Genomic DNA, 14,855 nt, shown 5'->3' on the forward strand with positions numbered 1-14,855 from the left:
GTCCCGCCCGCCGAGCTCGAGGCCAACCACTGGGCCGCAGTCAGGTCCGAGAACTACCCTCAGACACCCGTCCCGACCGGGGCTGGTTCCAAGTAACCGAGCCTCCACGAAACCCGGGGCGATTCAGGTCACCGCGACGTCGAACCCGTCCGCGGCGAGCTCACAGACCAGCCGGTACTTCACTTTGGGAGCACGTTCTCCTTCGCGAACAGCGCCGCTGCCCGCTTGGTGATCTCCAGCTCCATCTCCAGGCGCCGGTTCTCCCGACGCAGCTTGACCAGCTCCTCGCGCTCGTTGGACGACAGCCCCTCCTTGCGGCCGGTATCGACGTCGTCCTGGGCCATCCAGCGACGCAGGCCGGACTCGCTGATCCCGAGCTCCTTGGCGACCTTCGCGACCGACGCCCCGGGCTGGCGGGCAAGATCGACCGCCCTGCGGCGGAACTCCGGCGGGTGTGGTGCAGGCATCTACGGACTCCTCTCCTGCAGCGATCATCGCCACAGATCAGGTGTCCGGGCTACCGGGTCAGGCTCCGAACGACAATTCCCGCACTGCGTTGTCGTCCCCACGACGCCGGACTTCTAGGACCTCGGCGTCCGCCCACGCCGTCGGTTCCTCACCTTCTTTGCACTTCTCTTCGGCATGGCCGTCCGATCTGTTGCATCGCGGCAAACAGAAGCCAGGTCCGACCAAGGCGTAGCGACATTGCGACTCACACGCTGCCGCGTACCGGCTTGTGCAAACGAAACGGTGACCATGCGCCCTGCTGCACGATCGGGTGACAGTGGCGTGACACCGCCGGCTGACCGGCACGGGAGCGAGCGCTCGCCGACACTCCCCGGGTGTTCGGTGTGTCGATCCGGCGGCGCTTGGCTCCTGCGGCAGGTAGCGTCGGCCATGGTCCACGTCCTGCAGAGCGGCGGGGCCATCGATGTTCCGTGGGGCCTCGGGCTGACTCGTGGGGGTTGTTCGTGAACTGGTCTCATGTTGTGCGGGTCATGGTTGCGCCTGCAGTGGCGATAGCGGCGTTCGCGGGTCTACAGCCGAGTGGGGCGACGGCGGCTACTGGGTCGGCTCGAGTGGAGTCCGCGTCACCCACGGGACACAGCGATCGCGCGCTTGAATGCGCGGACGTCCTCTTCGTCGGCGCTCGAGGGTCGGGGCAGAAGGCGTCTGACTTCGATGGCTTTGGTGCGCAAGTCGCGACCGCCCGCGCGGATCTGAAGTCAGCACTCGGTGGCCGTCGGACCGTCGAGCCAGTTGCAATCGACTACCCCGCTCGTGGGGTTCAGAGCATCTTCAATCCCACCATCCGTCTCGATGGCTACCTCGACGGGATGGCGAAGGGAATCACCGCCACCGAGCGCCTACTCGCCGAACGGGCAGCACAGTGCCCCGAGCAGCGGATCGTGTTGGCGGGCTACTCCCAGGGCGCGATGGTCATGCACCAGGTAGTTCGACAGCTTGCCGCCAACAACAAGAACGGCACGCTGGATCGCATCGCTGCGATCATCTTGATCGCAGACGGTGACCGTGAGAAAAACACCGACGCTCGACTATATGGATCGGCTGGACGCGCCGGATGGGGGCTCCGCCGCCCGCTTCACGACCAGCCGATCGCCGCGCGGTTGGCGGCCAGAACCCACTCGGTTTGCGTCAAGGCCGACATGGTCTGTGACACCTCGTGGTACCTGAACGGCATCGGACTCGGTATAGCTGCTCGATCACTAGGCATCGCTCTGTTGGCGATTGCAGCACCGCTGGTTGCCAACGGAGTGCGACTGCACACTGGATCGGCTTACAAGGGCGACTCATCGATTGTTCAAGAGGCAGCTGAGAATGCAGCGAACACGATCATGGGCTGGCCCAAGCCCACGCCAGTGACCCAGACACTTTCCGCAGAGGTCGGCGCTCCGTTCCAACTGCAACTCACGGCATCGGTCCGCGCGAATGCCGCACACTTGCTTCAGTGGTACGACGTCAGGGGCCTGCCTCCCGGAATCACTCTTACCCGGGACGGGCTGCTCTCTGGCACCCTAACCACAGAGGGAACGTGGACCACTACCTACCGGGTCAAGGCAGCCGCATCCGGCTATTACGCCGCTGGAATCAAGGGCACCATCACGTGGAACGCCGATCGTCTGAACGGCCTGAACTCTCAGATGGACAGTGCCTGGACGAACAAGCACGTGACCCTCTACGGTCCCCATCCCGGCACGAACCAGATCTCGGTCAAGAGCGACGGATACAACACCACCGTCGGGCTTGAGGCAGCCGGCACCTCGGACATCGACACGATGCGTTTCGAGCTCAGCACCGACGGCGGTGCGACGTGGACGAGCATTGGTGGCACGATTGCGGCGCGCAACGACGACGGCGCGTTCGCTCTCGAATGGAACCCAGTCACTGATTCTGGACTTGCAATCCCTACGGCGAGTCTCTTAGTCCGTGCCGTCGGGCACTCCAGTGTCGATGGCCTCGACCACCCCGGAGCCGGTGTCCCGGTAACGCTGACCAACACCCAGGACGTCATGTCGATCGCGCCCCTGGCCGACGTGGGTGTCTGGAAAGCAAGCGGCGGAGCCCAGAACCTCATCGTCTCTGGTCGGGCTTCCTTTAGCGGCACCGGCACGCTCGGCATCGGAGAGCCCCTCACCGGCACCCGGATCAGCGTGGCCAACGTCAACATCAAGTCCAATGTATGGAAGACCGTTTACGACATCGCGCCGGTGACGGCCAACCCAAATTTCGGCTCAGAACCTGACCAGCTGGTCCTCAGTACCACCTCGTCCACGGCGAATCCGGCCGCGAGCGACACAGAAGCAATCTCGGTCTACAACCAGGAGCTGACGAATCTGCAGATCGCGGCAAACCCGACGAACCCGGGCAACCCCGCGACGAACGTGCCTGTGACAATCAAAGCGCTAGACCAAAATGGCCGGCCGATCGCTGGCGCGAACTTCTCCAGTGACAACCTGCTCGGGCCGGGCCAGTTCGCCGCGATCGGCACCACTAACGTCGATGGCATCGTGGACACCAACATAAGCACCCCGGAGGTGGACTTCCCAGTCCAGTCGGTCAACGACGCGACAGTCCAATACATCGGAAATGCGGCCACTGGAAGCCAGGCCAGCTTCGACCCGGCACTAGGTGACATCACGAAATCTCTCACCTTAAGTCAGGGATTCTCCGCTGACCTGTCGGGTTCCTCGGCCGACGGCCTCGCTTTCGACATCGACGAGCAGGACGGCAACGATATTCAGATCCAGACACTGAACCAGACAGGCAGCGACTTCGACGTAGTAGCTCCGCAAGAGCTCACCTACCGCTGGAGAGCGACACCGTTCAGCGGCGCACCCGAGATAGGCACCAGCCACACGGTGGCCACCGAAGTCAACGGGCAGTTCGATATCCCGGTTCTGACGGGAGCCGACTTCCCGAGCGGCCTGAAACCGGGCACGTTCGAACTGTTTGCATCACTCAGCGACGGCGGGACGGGGCACGCGGTGTCCGCGAGGAAGGTGTTGACCGTCAAGGCCGGGCAGGCCACGGTTCAACTCAGCGGTTCCTCGCCCGAATCGGTGCCCGGAGGAACCAGCTACAGCACTGCAGGCAGCCTACGTCTCGAGGACGGCTCACCGCTGCCCGGGCGTCAGGTCGCTGCTACTTGGACGCGCGGCCCTACTTCCGATCCGAGTCCGGACGCCACCATCGTCGGAGGCAGTCCCTTGACAATCATTCCGGATGCGACGGGCGCGTTCACGGTCGTGGTTGCCGACCAGTCGGAAAGCCCGCAATACGCGGAAAGCGGCACCCTGGCCGTGAGCTCGGACTCCACGCCGGGTTTCGGATACGTCGGCGCCACGGCCAGCCGAACGATCAACTTCACGGGACTGACGAGCCGCCAGATCACGGTCTACAACAAGGTCACCAACGGAGCGACGGCGATGCGGGAGGACACGTCGCCGGCCTACCTGTCGACCGTCACCCGGAACTTCTGCAAGCGAGACGGATGTGCGATCGCCGGGACTGACGTCATCACAGGAGACGTGATCACGGCCTACTGCACCGTCTCGGGCGACCGCACGACCAACGGCCAAGACAACAGCGCCATCGATGACTCAAACCCCGGTCTCTACACGTCGACCCGCTGGTACGGCGTCCAATGGAACGGCGCCACTCGCGGCTACATCTCTGAGGTCTGGATCGCCCCCCAACACCGCGGTGGCTTGGGTCTGCCGACCTGCTGACTTGGCGATGGGAGTCTGCAGCACGAATAGGTGGGGGCATACGTAGCACATTCCGCCGCGTAGCGACTGTTCCATCTGCAATGCCGGCTGGCGTGGCACTCGCATCTGCGACTGGGGCGGCAGTGCAACTCGTGCAGTCGATCTAAGGTCGCAATTCCTCAGTCCCACTCGAGCGAACGCCGCAAGCTCCCCATCCGGACGCGAGCGCCGTCGAATCGTCGTCCGACCTTGCCCGGTGCGCAGTCGTCAAATGTCAGCTGCTTCCACGGCTCGCGAGCAGTGGGAAGGCGCATGCGGTTCTGTGTGCCATGCAAGCCGAAGGACGTGATCATCAGCGCTTCCAGCTCATCGATCGCCGACTCCGCATGAACGTTCCTGGCGCCCTCATCGCGCGCGACCGTTCGCCAGTTCGGCTCACCATTGATCGGGAGGATGGAGTCAAACGAGAACCAGCAGAACCGATTCCAGTCTTTCCGCTGGCTGGCGTTGTGCTTCTTCAGCCGGGACCCGAATCCTTCATTGCCCCGTGCGCGACCCACGTAGGTCGCGCCAAAGTCGTTGAACAGGACGTAGATCCCGCGGGCACGGCGGAAATCGGCGACCTCGAGCTTCGGATTGCGGTCGCCGCGGTAGCCCAGGAGTTGATAGGTCTGACCGTGTCCTGCGTCCCAGTCGATCTCCTGGCGCTGCCAAAACATGCCGTACGCCCCGATGAGATGCGTGGCCTTAGCTTTGGTCATGGCGATCACCGTAGACACGGTCGGCGGACGGTGTCCTCGGATCGTCGCGACAGACAACCGATGCCCGTCCTCATGACTTCATCGCGGCGCCACACAAGATCGGAGCCTGCCGTGGCCCGTCCGCCACAGGGTTGAGGCGAGACCACCATGCTCCGGAGCCGCGGCGCCCGACGTCGACGGGCTTCCCAGCAGGTGATCGACGGACGCGTCATTCCGCCGCGCTTGACGCGTCAGCGACCGAAGGTAGGCCGCCCTGCCTGCTCACGTCCTCCCCAGCCGCGCCACGCACTCCACGTGGTGGGTCATGGGGAACAGGTCGAAAGCACGCAGGTCGGTCAGCCGGTAGCCGTGCTCGGCGAAGATCGCGACGTCGCGCGCCAGCGCGGCCGGGTCGCAGGCGACGTAGGCGACGGCGCGCGGTCGCCGGGCGACGACCTGCTCGACCGCCCGCTTGGCGCCGACCCGCGGCGGGTCGAGCACCACGAGGTCGAACGACTCGGGGTACGCCGCCGCCAGGACGGCGTCGACGTCGCCGGAGGTCGCCTCGATCCCGGGGCAGTTCGTCAGCGACAGCTCCGACGCTCGGCGGTCGCCCTCGACCGCGACCACGCGACCCTGCGGGCCGACGGCGTCGAGCAGGAACCGGCTGAACAGCCCGACGCCGGCGTAGAGGTCCAGCGCGGATTCGCCGGGCAGCGCGGCGAGGGCGTCGAGCACGGCGCCGACGAGCGCCTCGGGCGCACCCGGGTGCACCTGCCAGAAGCCGTCGTCGGCGACCTGGAAGGCGTGCCCGCGGACCTCGTGAGACGGCCCCCGGTGCGCCTCGATCAGGCAGCGGTCGACGGGCACCACCTCGTGCGAGCGGTGCTTGCGCATGCCGCGGCGGCCACCGCCCAGGTCGACGTACCGCTGCCGGGTGCGCCACCCGAGCCCGTCGGCGTCACCGGGCACCGGCTCGACGTCGACGGACAGGTCGATCCCGGCCAGCCGCGCGAGCTGCTCCCGCACCACGTCGGCCTTGAGCCGGCGCTGGGCATCGAGCGAGACGTGCTGGAAGTCGCAGCCGCCACACAGCCCGGGGCCGGCGTACGGGCACGGCGCGTCGATCCGGTTCGGCGACGCGGCGAGCACCTCGACGGCGTCACCGCGCCAGAACCGGTCGCCCTCGGTCCCCTCGGTGAGCTCCACGACGACCCGCTCGCCAGGCAGCGCGTGCCGCACGAACACCACGCGGGTCCCGTCCGCGACCGGCACCCGGGCGACGCAGTGCCCGCCGTGGGCGACCGGTCCGACCTCGACCTCGTGACGTCGCCCGACGACGGACGCGCCCCGGGCCTGCTTGGGGCGGGGGCGCCGGCTCACCGCTGGATCTGGCGGTCGCGCTCGGCCCGACCCCGGCGGAGGTCGCCGGGCCGGACCCGGGTCTCCTCGCGCTCCTCACGCTGCCGCGCGATCTGCGAGGACCGCAGCTGGTACGGCACCGAGATCACCATCACGCCGGGGGTGAACAGCAGTCGCCCCTTGAGCCGCAGCGCGGTCTGGTTGTGCAGGAGCTGCTCCCACCAGCGGCCGACGACGTACTCCGGGATGTAGACCGCCACCACCCCTCGCGGGTTGGAGCGCCGGATCGCCGTGGCGTAGTCGACGATCGGCTTGATGATCTCGCGGTAGGGCGAGTGCAGCACCTTCAGCGGGATGCCCGTGTTGCGCTGGTCCCACTCCTCCAGGAGCTGGGCGGTCTCGGCGACGTCGACCGAGACGTAGACGCCCTCGAGGGCGTTGGGTCGGGAGGCCTTGGCGAAGGCCAGGGCGCGCAACGTCGGCTTGTGCAGCTTGGAGACCAGCACGATCGCGTGCACCCGCGTCGGCAGCGCCTTGTCGCCCTCGTCGGCCGCGAGCTCGAGCGCCACGTTGTCGTAGTGGCGCTTGATCCCACGCATCAGCAGGAAGAAGAAGGCCATCGCGAGGATGGTGATCCAAGCGCCCGCGAGGAACTTCGTGATCAGCACCACCACGAGGACGACGGCCGTGAAGCTGAGACCGATCGCGTTGATGATGCGGGAGTTGAACATCCGCCGGCGCACGGCGGGGTCACGCTCGGTCTTCAGGTGCCGCGTCCAGTGCCGGATCATGCCGAGCTGGCTGAGGTTGAAGGAGACGAAGACGCCGACGATGTAGAGCTGGATCAGGCGCGTGGTCTCCGCGTGGAAGGCCACGATGAGCACGATCGCCATCAGGGCGAGGAACACGATGCCGTTGCTGTAGGCGAGCCGGTCGCCGCGCGAGCCCAGTGCACGCGGGGCGTAGCCGTCCTTGGCGAGGATCGAACCGAGCACCGGGAACCCGTTGAACGCGGTGTTGGCCGCGAGGACGAGGATCACGCCCGTCACGGTCACGACCAGGTAGAAGCCCGGCGAGAAGTCGGCGAAGACGGCCCTCGCGATCTGCGCGATCACGGCGTGCTGCTGGTAACCCTCCACCGGCCTGCCGCCCGCGGTCAGGCGGTGCAGGTCGTGGGGGTCGACGTACTTCAGGCCCATCTGGCGGGCGAGCACGATGACGCTCATCATCATCGAGATCGCGATCAGGCCGAGCATGAGCAGGGTCGTGGCCGCGTTGCGGCTCTTGGGCCGGCGGAACGCCGGGACCCCGTTGGAGATGGCCTCCACCCCGGTCAGGGCCGCACAACCCGAGGAGAACGCGCGGGCCAGCAGGAACAGCAGCGCGATGGTCGTCAACGGCTGCTCCATGCCGTCCTTCGGCACGACGTCGAACTTCGCGCTCTCGACGTCGGGCAGGCTGCCGTGCGCCATCTGCAGGAAGCCCCACGCGGCCATCCCGAGGATCGCGACCATGAAGAGGTAGGTCGGCACCGCGAAGAAGGACCCCGACTCGCGGATCCCGCGGAGGTTCATCGCCATCAGGACCAGGACGAGCACGACCGCGAGCAGCACCTCGTGCCCGAGCAGGGCGGGGATCGCCGCCGCGGCGTACTGGGCGCCGGAGGAGATGGACACCGCGACCGTGAGCACGTAGTCCACGAGAAGCGCGCTCGCCACCGTGGTCCCCGCCGTCTGCCCGAGGTTGACCGTCGCGACCTCGTAGTCGCCACCGCCCGACGGATAGGCGTGCACCGTCTGCCGGTAGGAGGCGATGACCGCGGACATCACCAGGGCGACCGCGATGCCGATCTTCCAGGAGAAGGCGTAGGCCGAGGCGCCGGCCAGCCCGAGCATGATGAAGACCTCGTCCGGGGCGTAGGCCACCGACGAGAGCGCGTCGCTGGCGAAGACGGGCAGGGCGATCCGCTTGGGGAGGAGCGTCTCCCCCAGCTGTGCGCTCCTGAGCTTGCGTCCGAGCAGGATCCGCTTCGAGACGTCCGCTACTCCCACGGGCGCAACGTTAGGGCATCACCGTCAGGGATCCCGCCGCGACGGGCACCCGCACGACCCGGTCAACGGGCGGTCAGGACGAGCGCGCAGGCCGGGAGGTCCAGACCGCCGTCCTCGGTGCGGTACTGCGCGACGTACTCGGCCGCGCCACGGCGCACGGCGTCGACCTGCTCCGGCGTGGCCGCCTCGAGGGCGGCTGCGATCGGCGGGGCCAGCACGCGGACCATGTCGAACTGCTCGTCGGCCGAGGCGTAGTGCCGGACGTACTCCACGACGTCGACCCGTACGTCGTCGAACCCCGCGTCCCGTGCGAGCTTCTCCAGCTGGTCGGCGTCCCCGAGGGAGAACGGTCCTCCGGGCTGGTTCGGCGGCGGGCCGGAGACCAGGCCGTTCATCATCGCGGCGAAGCCGACCGCGACCAGCCACGGGTTCCGGCCCATGTCGCCCCACACGGCGACGGCAAGCCGGCCGCCCGGACGGAGGACGCGCCGCACCTCCTGCAGCGCGACGGCGGGGTCGGGCACGAACATGAGCCCCATGCGGCAGATCACGACGTCGAAGCTCCCGATCTCGTCGGGGATCGCGGCGGCGTCGACGACGGCGGCGGACGCGTTGCGGACGGCGGCGACCCGCTGCTCGATCCGCTCGACCATGGCCGGCGCGACATCGGTAGCGACGACCTGGCCGTCCGGGCCGACCAGCTCGGCCAGGCGTACGGCGAGGTGCCCGGTGCCGGCGCCGAGCTCGAGCACCCGCTCCCCCGGCGCCAGCGCGGCGGCGGCCAGCAGTGCGTCGCCCGCGACGCTGCTCGTCTCCTCGATGGCGTCGGCGTTGCGCTCCCACGCCTCGGCGACCTGCGACCACTCGGTTCCGCTCATGCCGTTCACCCGATCTTTCGTTACAGTTGAACTGTTTCCAATACAGGTATGGTGTATCCGATGACTCAGCATGTCAAGAGGCCCTACGACGCGACCCGCCGCCGCGCCCAGGCGCGCCAGACGCAGCGGGACGTGCTGCGCGCCGCGCACGACCTGTTCGTGGAGCAGGGCTACGGCCGGACGACGATCGCGCAGATCGCCGAGCGGGCGGGGGTGTCGACCGAGACGATCTACGCGACCTTCAAGAACAAGGCGACGTTGTTGCACCGGACCTGGGACGTCACCATCGGCGGCGACGACGAGGACGTCGTCTTCCACGAGCGGCCCGAGATCATGGCCATCCGCGCCGAGCCCGACCTCGCGAAGCGGTTCATGATGCACGCCCGGATGTCGACCGCGACCGCCCGGCGCATGACTCCGTTCGCGCGGTCGGTCGCCGGCGCGGCAGCCAGCGAGCCGAGTGCGGCGGAGATGGCGCGTGAGATGGACCAGCAGCGGCTCATGGGCATGACGGTGATGGCCAGCGAGGTCGCGGCGACGGGCCAGCTGCGCGTCTCCGAGGAGGAGTGCCGCGACGTGATCTGGGCGATGACCGACGGGCACCTCTGGCACCAGCTGGTCGTCGAGCGCGGCTGGAGCGACGATCGGTACGCCGAGTGGCTCGGCCGGACGTGGGTCGCGATGCTGCTATAGCGTCTGCCCTGTGCACGTCGTGATCATGGGATGCGGCCGCGTCGGCTCGACGCTCGCCCGCAGTCTCGAGGACCGCAACCACACGGTGGCCGTCATCGACAGCGACCCCGACGCCTTCCGGCGGCTGGGTCCGGGCTTCAACGGTGACAAGGTCGCGGGAATGGGCTTCGACCAGCAGGTGCTGGAGAAGGCCGGGATCCGGCGCGCCGACGCGTTCGCCGCCGTGTCGAGCGGCGACAACTCCAACATCATCGCCGCCCGGGTGGCGCGCGAGACGTTTGGCATCCAGTCCGTCGTCGCCCGCATCTACGACCCCGGCCGCGCCGAGGTCTACCAGCGGTTGGGCATCACCACCGTCGCCACCGTGAAGTGGACGGCCGACCAGGTGCTGCGCCGGCTGCTGCCGGTCGGCACCGAGCCCGACTTCCGCGACCCGTCCGGAACGATCCGGCTCGACCACGTGATGGTGCCGGAGGTCTGGGTCGGCCACTCGATCGGGAGCTACCAGGACCAGGCCCACGCCCGGGTGGCGTGGATCGACCGGCTCGGCGAGGGCACCCTCCCCACGCGCGACTCGATCATCCAGGAGGGCGACATGCTCCACGTCGTGGTGCGTGAGGAGAACGCCGGGCACGCCTATGAGGTGCTCAAGCGCGGACCGGAGGACGAGCACCAATGAGAGTCGCCATCGCCGGAGCCGGCGCGGTCGGGCGCTCGATCGCCCGTGAGCTGATCCAGAACGGCCACGAGGTCCTGCTCATCGACAAGGAGCCCGCCTCGATCCGGCCCGAGCGCGTCCCCGACGCGGAGTGGCTGCTCGCCGACAGCTGCGAGATGTCGTCGCTGGAGGAGGCCCGCCTCGACAAGTGCGACGTCGTCATCGCCGCCACCGGCGACGACAAGGCCAACCTGGTGACCTCGCTGCTCGCCAAGACCGAGTTCGGCGTGCCGCGCACCGTCGGCCGGGTCAACCACCCCAACAACGAGTGGCTGTTCACCGAGGCGTGGGGCGTCGACGTCAACGTGTCGACACCGCGGATCATGTCCGCTCTCGTCGAGGAGGCGGTGAGCGTCGGTGACCTGGTGCGGCTGTTCACGTTCCGCCAGGGCAACGCCAACCTGGTCGAGATGACGCTGCCCGCCGACTCGCCGTACGTCGGCAAGGAGTCCGGGCTCATCCCGCTCCCGGAGAACTGCGCCCTGGTGACGATCCTGCGCGACGGGCAGGTCTACGTGCCCACCCCCGAGCAGCCCATCGAGGCGGGCGACGAGCTGCTGTTCGTGGTGCCGGCCGAGGCCGAGGACGGGCTCGAGCAGCTGTTGGCGCCGACCTCGCACCCCGGAGCAGGCTAGTCCGAGGCGACCTGGGCCTTCTCGTCCAGCGGCGTGGCGTTGCGGGCGAGCAGCCAGATCATGGCCGCCCAGGAGCCGATCCGCAGCACCCACCCGAGACCGAGCCGGAGCACGGCGATGATGGTGACCGCGACGTCGGCGTCGATCACGTCCCGGTGGCCGAGCAGCCAGACGGGCCCCTGCAGGAGCACGCCCACCGCGCCGGGCACCAGCATCAGCCAGGTCAGCCGGCTGCACAGCCGCACGACCTGCTTGTTGTCGTGCCAGCCGAGCGGGTCCTCGGTCGCGGCGCCGAGCATGAATCCCATCAGCGGCCAGCCGGCCAGACAGGTGGCTCCCATCACGACCGTGTAGCCGAGGCTGTAGAGGATCCCCGGCAGGAAGAACGCCAGCGCCTGGTCGGACGCCGAGCCGCCGGAGCTCTCGGCGAGGCGGACGAACAGCCAGCCGACGCCGATGCCGAAGATCGCGTTGAAGACGTACTGGGTCGTGCTCCGCTGCACCAGCCGGGCCACCAGCGCCACGCCGGCCACGACCAGGCTGCCGATCAGCGCCCACTCCAGCTCCTTGGTCGGCAGCCACACCAGCGTGAACACCAGGCCCGGGATGCCGGCCTCGAGCATGCCGCGCTTGCCGCCGAGCGACTTCGCCAGCTGGTGGCGCACCAGCGCCTCGACGGTGTCGACGCCGATCTCCTTCGCGGCGTCGGTCGAGAGCGGGTGCTCCTCGGCGGGGTCGGCGGTGTGCTCGTCGCTCACAGCAGCTCGTACTTCGGGTTGTAAATGACCCGGGTGCCCTCGTGGCTCCCGATCCGGCCGGCCACCTCGATCGCGCGTCCGGGGTCGATGCCGGCGATCCGCCGGCGGCCGAGCCACACCAGGGTCAGGGTGCCGGTGCCGTCGTACAGCTCGGCCTCGAGGGCGGGCACCCCGCCGCGCGGCCGCAGCGTGACGGTGCGCAGGCTGCCGCGGAGCCGCACCGGCGTCCGGTCCGGCGCGGCGTCGATGCACTCGCGGTCGTCAGCGGTGAAGGTGGCGCGGAGGTCCCGCGCCTCCGCCTCGGACGCGTTGGCCCACCGGCTGATCGAGCGGCGCAGCCGGCTCTTGCTCACGACCCGTCCTGCGGACGCGCCCCTTCGGGCAGCGTGAGCGGCAGGGCCTCGCCGACGGGCATCGCCTGCGCCCCCCGACGTACGGCGACCTGGGTGATGGCGGCCTCCCAGGCGTCGGCCCCGTCCGGCTCGCGCGCCGGCTCGCCGATCAGGGTGGCGCGCAGCAGCCACCGCGGGCCGTTGATGCCGATGACCCGTGAGGTCTGGGTGCCGACGGCGCCGTCGGGGCGGGCGACCTGCACCTCGCACACGAGCTCGGTGCCGAACCGGCCCTCGCGCTCGGTGGCGGTGCCGCCGCGCTTGGACGCGTCCGCGGCGATCTGGGGTCGGATCTCGCTCCAGAGGTCGCCGTTGCGGGGCGCGGCATAGGCCTTGAGCTCCAGGGCGCCGGTCTGACCGGCGAGCATGACCGACTGGACCTGGCCGGACGCCTGGTCGACCTGGACGCGCAGGTCGCGACCCTCGCCGGGAGCGACGAGCAGCGCGCCGAGGTCGATCCGCGGCACCCCGTCCTCGGGGAGCTCCTCGATGTCGAACGGACCGCCACCCTCGAAGGGGCTGGTCTCCACGGCCTCGTCGTCGACGCGGACGTCGTCGCCGGACTCGGCGACCTCGGTCTCGTCGACCTCGTCGGTCTTGCGCCGGAACCTCACTGCTACTCCCTGATCTTCGCTCGCGGAGGCGCGTCAGAAGCCTCCGGTAGAACCGTAGCCCCCGGACCCACGTGCGCTCTCGGGAAGGTGATCAACGGCCAGGAAGGCCGCGCGCTCGAACCGCTGCACCACCAGCTGCGCGATCCGGTCGCCCCGCTTCAGCGCGATCGCCTCCCGGGGATCGTGGTTCACCAGGAGCACCTTGATCTCGCCGCGGTAGCCCGCGTCGATCGTGCCCGGGGTGTTCACGATCGACAGGCCGTGCCGGGCGGCCAGCCCGGACCGGGGGTGCACGAGCGCGACGTACCCCTCGGGCAGCGCCATCGCGATGCCGGTCGGCACCAGCGCCCGCTCCCCCGGCTCCAGCGTGACGTCGACGGCGGTGACCAGGTCGGCGCCCGCGTCGCCGGGGTGGGCGTAGGCCGGCAGCGGCAGCCCGGGGTCGAGCAGCTGGACGGCGATCTCGAGGTCGGTCGGCACGGACCGAACCCTAACGACAGCCCGGCCGCACCCGGATGGGATCATCCCTCCTGTGAACGACGGCCCCGGGACGACCTACCACGAGCGGCTCGGCGTGCCGCTGCGGTGGTGGGCGCAGGGCACGATGGCCGTCGCCATCCTCTGGCTGACCGTCGTCGTCTCGGTGCCGGGGCCGACCGCGTGGATCGTCACCGGCGTCGCGCTGGTCGCGCTCGCCGCGTGCCTGTTCTGGTACGGCGACGCGCGGGTCGTCGTCGAGGACGGCTGGTTCCGGGCCGGGCGGGCGCGGATCGAGGCCAAGTACGTCGGCGACGTCTCCGCCCTCGACGCCGAGCAGACCCGGCTGGTGGCCGGGCGGGACGCCGACGCCCGGGCCTACCTGCTGCTGCGGCCCTACCTCAAGCGCGCGGTGCAGGTGGAGATCGTCGACCCCGCGGACCCGACGCCGTACTGGCTGGTCAGCTCGCGCCACCCCGACGCGTTGGCCGGCGCCATCACCACGCTCCCGCGGGAGTCCTGACCAGCGGGGGCCGCTAGGCTCCCGAGCATGGCAAAGGACAGCTCGAAGGTCTGGTCCGTCTTCTCGCTCGTGGCCGCCCTGGGCAGCGCCGCGGTGGCGCGCAAGGCCATCGACCGGGCCTGGCAGATCAGCACCGGGCGCAAGCCGCCGGAGAACCCGGCGGACCCGGACGTGCAGGTCTGGGAGGCCGTCGCGTGGGTCACCACGACCGGAGCCGTCGTCGCGCTCGCGCGGATGTTCGCGCAGCGCCGTGCCGCGCGGTACTACTTCAGGTCGACCGGCGAGCTGCCCCCGCCGCTGCGCAAGGACGGTCAGTAGCCGTCACGCTTCGCGTGGCGCGCAGCGGTGCCCGGTGCGTGCGATGGCAAGGCGGCGCCGCGAAGGCGACCGTGAAGCGAAGCGGGTCGTCGAGCGGCGCCAACGCCGCCAGCGTGCGTGCCGGGTGCCGCTGAGCGCTACGCGCAGTCGCGGCAGATCATTTTCTTCTCGTCCGCGAGCTGCGAGCGGTGGTGGACCAGGAAGCAGCTCATGCAGGTGAACTCGTCCTCCTGCTTGGGCTTCACCTCGACCGCGAGCTCCTCGTGCGAGAGGTCGGCTCCGGGCAGCTCGAAGGACTCGGCGGCCTCCGCCTCGTCCTCGTCGACCTTGCCCGAGTTCTTGTCGTGGCGGCGCGCCTTGAGCTCTTCGATGCTCTCCTCGGACTGCTCGTCCTCGTTCTTGCGCGGTGCGTCGTAGTCGGTCGCCATGACTTGTCGCTCTCTCCCTTGCTAAGACCGCCGCTTCCC

16 protein-coding genes are annotated in these 14,855 nt (G+C 69.1%); 6 read left to right on the top strand and 10 right to left on the bottom strand.

Going from position 1 to position 14,855, the window contains the following annotated elements; all coding sequences use genetic code 11:
- Positions 1–179 precede the first annotated feature (179 nt).
- Positions 180–467, bottom strand: a complete 288-nt coding sequence (locus tag ABD709_RS12195) for a transposase (protein WP_344775726.1) — start codon at positions 465–467, stop codon at positions 180–182.
- A gap of 612 nt (positions 468–1,079) precedes the next feature.
- Between ABD709_RS12195 and ABD709_RS12200 the strand changes: the two genes are divergently transcribed.
- Entirely contained in the window at positions 1,080–4,250 is a 3,171-nt protein-coding gene (locus ABD709_RS12200) for a cutinase family protein (RefSeq protein WP_344775728.1), read from the top strand.
- Between the two features lie 158 nt (positions 4,251–4,408).
- On the opposite strand, the gene ABD709_RS12205 is transcribed toward ABD709_RS12200, so the two are convergent.
- From ABD709_RS12205 to ABD709_RS12220, 4 genes are all read right to left on the bottom strand, one after another.
- Positions 4,409–4,999 carry a hypothetical protein gene (locus ABD709_RS12205; RefSeq protein ID WP_344775730.1) on the bottom strand — a complete coding sequence of 197 codons (591 nt, stop codon included), beginning with the start codon at positions 4,997–4,999 and terminating at the stop codon, positions 4,409–4,411.
- Positions 5,000–5,251: 252 nt separating this feature from the next.
- The gene (locus ABD709_RS12210) at positions 5,252–6,352 is read right to left on the bottom strand and encodes a class I SAM-dependent RNA methyltransferase (RefSeq protein ID WP_344775732.1); all 1,101 of its coding nucleotides are present in this window, start codon (positions 6,350–6,352) and stop codon (positions 5,252–5,254) included.
- A complete protein-coding gene (locus ABD709_RS12215; RefSeq protein WP_344775734.1) occupies positions 6,349–8,382 on the bottom strand; it encodes an APC family permease in 2,034 nt (677 codons plus the stop codon). The genes ABD709_RS12210 and ABD709_RS12215 overlap by 4 nt, the downstream gene beginning before the upstream one ends.
- Positions 8,383–8,444: 62 nt before the next feature.
- Entirely contained in the window at positions 8,445–9,260 is an 816-nt protein-coding gene (locus ABD709_RS12220; RefSeq protein WP_344775736.1) for a class I SAM-dependent methyltransferase, read from the bottom strand.
- Between the two features lie 60 nt (positions 9,261–9,320).
- Here ABD709_RS12220 and ABD709_RS12225 point away from each other — a divergent pair, with 60 nt between their 5' ends.
- Genes ABD709_RS12225 through ABD709_RS12235 form a run of 3 tightly spaced genes read left to right on the top strand, consistent with a single transcriptional unit; the run spans position 9,321 to position 11,306 of the window.
- Complete coding sequence (locus ABD709_RS12225) at positions 9,321–9,953, top strand: helix-turn-helix domain-containing protein (protein WP_344775738.1); 633 nt, start codon at positions 9,321–9,323, stop codon at positions 9,951–9,953.
- 25 nt (positions 9,954–9,978) lie between these two features.
- Positions 9,979–10,632, top strand: a complete 654-nt coding sequence (locus ABD709_RS12230) for a potassium channel family protein (RefSeq protein WP_344776037.1) — start codon at positions 9,979–9,981, stop codon at positions 10,630–10,632.
- A complete protein-coding gene (locus ABD709_RS12235; protein WP_344775740.1) occupies positions 10,629–11,306 on the top strand; it encodes a potassium channel family protein in 678 nt (225 codons plus the stop codon). The genes ABD709_RS12230 and ABD709_RS12235 overlap by 4 nt, the downstream gene beginning before the upstream one ends.
- On the opposite strand, the gene ABD709_RS12240 is transcribed toward ABD709_RS12235, so the two are convergent.
- Genes ABD709_RS12240 through dut form a run of 4 tightly spaced genes read right to left on the bottom strand, consistent with a single transcriptional unit; the run spans position 11,303 to position 13,550 of the window.
- Positions 11,303–12,064 (bottom strand): DUF3159 domain-containing protein, encoded by a 762-nt coding sequence (locus ABD709_RS12240; RefSeq protein WP_344775742.1) that lies wholly within the window; start codon positions 12,062–12,064, stop codon positions 11,303–11,305. The two genes, ABD709_RS12235 and ABD709_RS12240, sit on opposite strands and share 4 nt — an antisense overlap.
- Positions 12,061–12,417 (bottom strand): OB-fold nucleic acid binding domain-containing protein, encoded by a 357-nt coding sequence (locus ABD709_RS12245; protein ID WP_344775744.1) that lies wholly within the window; start codon positions 12,415–12,417, stop codon positions 12,061–12,063. The genes ABD709_RS12240 and ABD709_RS12245 overlap by 4 nt, the downstream gene beginning before the upstream one ends.
- A complete protein-coding gene (locus tag ABD709_RS12250; RefSeq protein WP_344775746.1) occupies positions 12,414–13,070 on the bottom strand; it encodes a DUF3710 domain-containing protein in 657 nt (218 codons plus the stop codon). The genes ABD709_RS12245 and ABD709_RS12250 overlap by 4 nt, the downstream gene beginning before the upstream one ends.
- Positions 13,071–13,103: 33 nt before the next feature.
- Positions 13,104–13,550 (bottom strand): dUTP diphosphatase, encoded by a 447-nt coding sequence (gene dut, locus ABD709_RS12255; RefSeq protein WP_344775748.1) that lies wholly within the window; start codon positions 13,548–13,550, stop codon positions 13,104–13,106.
- A 52-nt stretch (positions 13,551–13,602) separates the two neighbouring features.
- Between dut and ABD709_RS12260 the strand changes: the two genes are divergently transcribed.
- Together ABD709_RS12260 and ABD709_RS12265 are read left to right on the top strand one after the other, a co-directional pair.
- The gene (locus ABD709_RS12260) at positions 13,603–14,070 is read left to right on the top strand and encodes a DUF3093 domain-containing protein (protein ID WP_344775750.1); all 468 of its coding nucleotides are present in this window, start codon (positions 13,603–13,605) and stop codon (positions 14,068–14,070) included.
- 27 nt (positions 14,071–14,097) lie between these two features.
- Complete coding sequence (locus ABD709_RS12265; RefSeq protein ID WP_344775752.1) at positions 14,098–14,388, top strand: DUF4235 domain-containing protein; 291 nt, start codon at positions 14,098–14,100, stop codon at positions 14,386–14,388.
- Between the two features lie 137 nt (positions 14,389–14,525).
- On the opposite strand, the gene ABD709_RS12270 is transcribed toward ABD709_RS12265, so the two are convergent.
- Entirely contained in the window at positions 14,526–14,816 is a 291-nt protein-coding gene (locus ABD709_RS12270) for a DUF4193 domain-containing protein (protein ID WP_344775754.1), read from the bottom strand.
- Positions 14,817–14,855 lie beyond the last annotated feature (39 nt).

The organism is Nocardioides panacisoli (assembly GCF_039537325.1).
In the GTDB taxonomy this organism is placed as follows: Bacteria; Actinomycetota; Actinomycetes; order Propionibacteriales; family Nocardioidaceae; genus Nocardioides; species Nocardioides panacisoli.

Coding starts and splice junctions, on each gene's coding strand:
- ABD709_RS12235 (WP_344775740.1), top strand. CDS start 10,629: ATGAGAGTCGCCATCGCCGGAGCCGGCGCGGTCGGGCGCTCGATCGCC.
- ABD709_RS12220 (WP_344775736.1), bottom strand. CDS start 9,260: ATGAGCGGAACCGAGTGGTCGCAGGTCGCCGAGGCGTGGGAGCGCAAC.
- ABD709_RS12230 (WP_344776037.1), top strand. CDS start 9,979: ATGGGATGCGGCCGCGTCGGCTCGACGCTCGCCCGCAGTCTCGAGGAC.
- ABD709_RS12265 (WP_344775752.1), top strand. CDS start 14,098: ATGGCAAAGGACAGCTCGAAGGTCTGGTCCGTCTTCTCGCTCGTGGCC.
- ABD709_RS12195 (WP_344775726.1), bottom strand. CDS start 467: ATGCCTGCACCACACCCGCCGGAGTTCCGCCGCAGGGCGGTCGATCTT.
- ABD709_RS12225 (WP_344775738.1), top strand. CDS start 9,321: ATGACTCAGCATGTCAAGAGGCCCTACGACGCGACCCGCCGCCGCGCC.
- ABD709_RS12270 (WP_344775754.1), bottom strand. CDS start 14,816: ATGGCGACCGACTACGACGCACCGCGCAAGAACGAGGACGAGCAGTCC.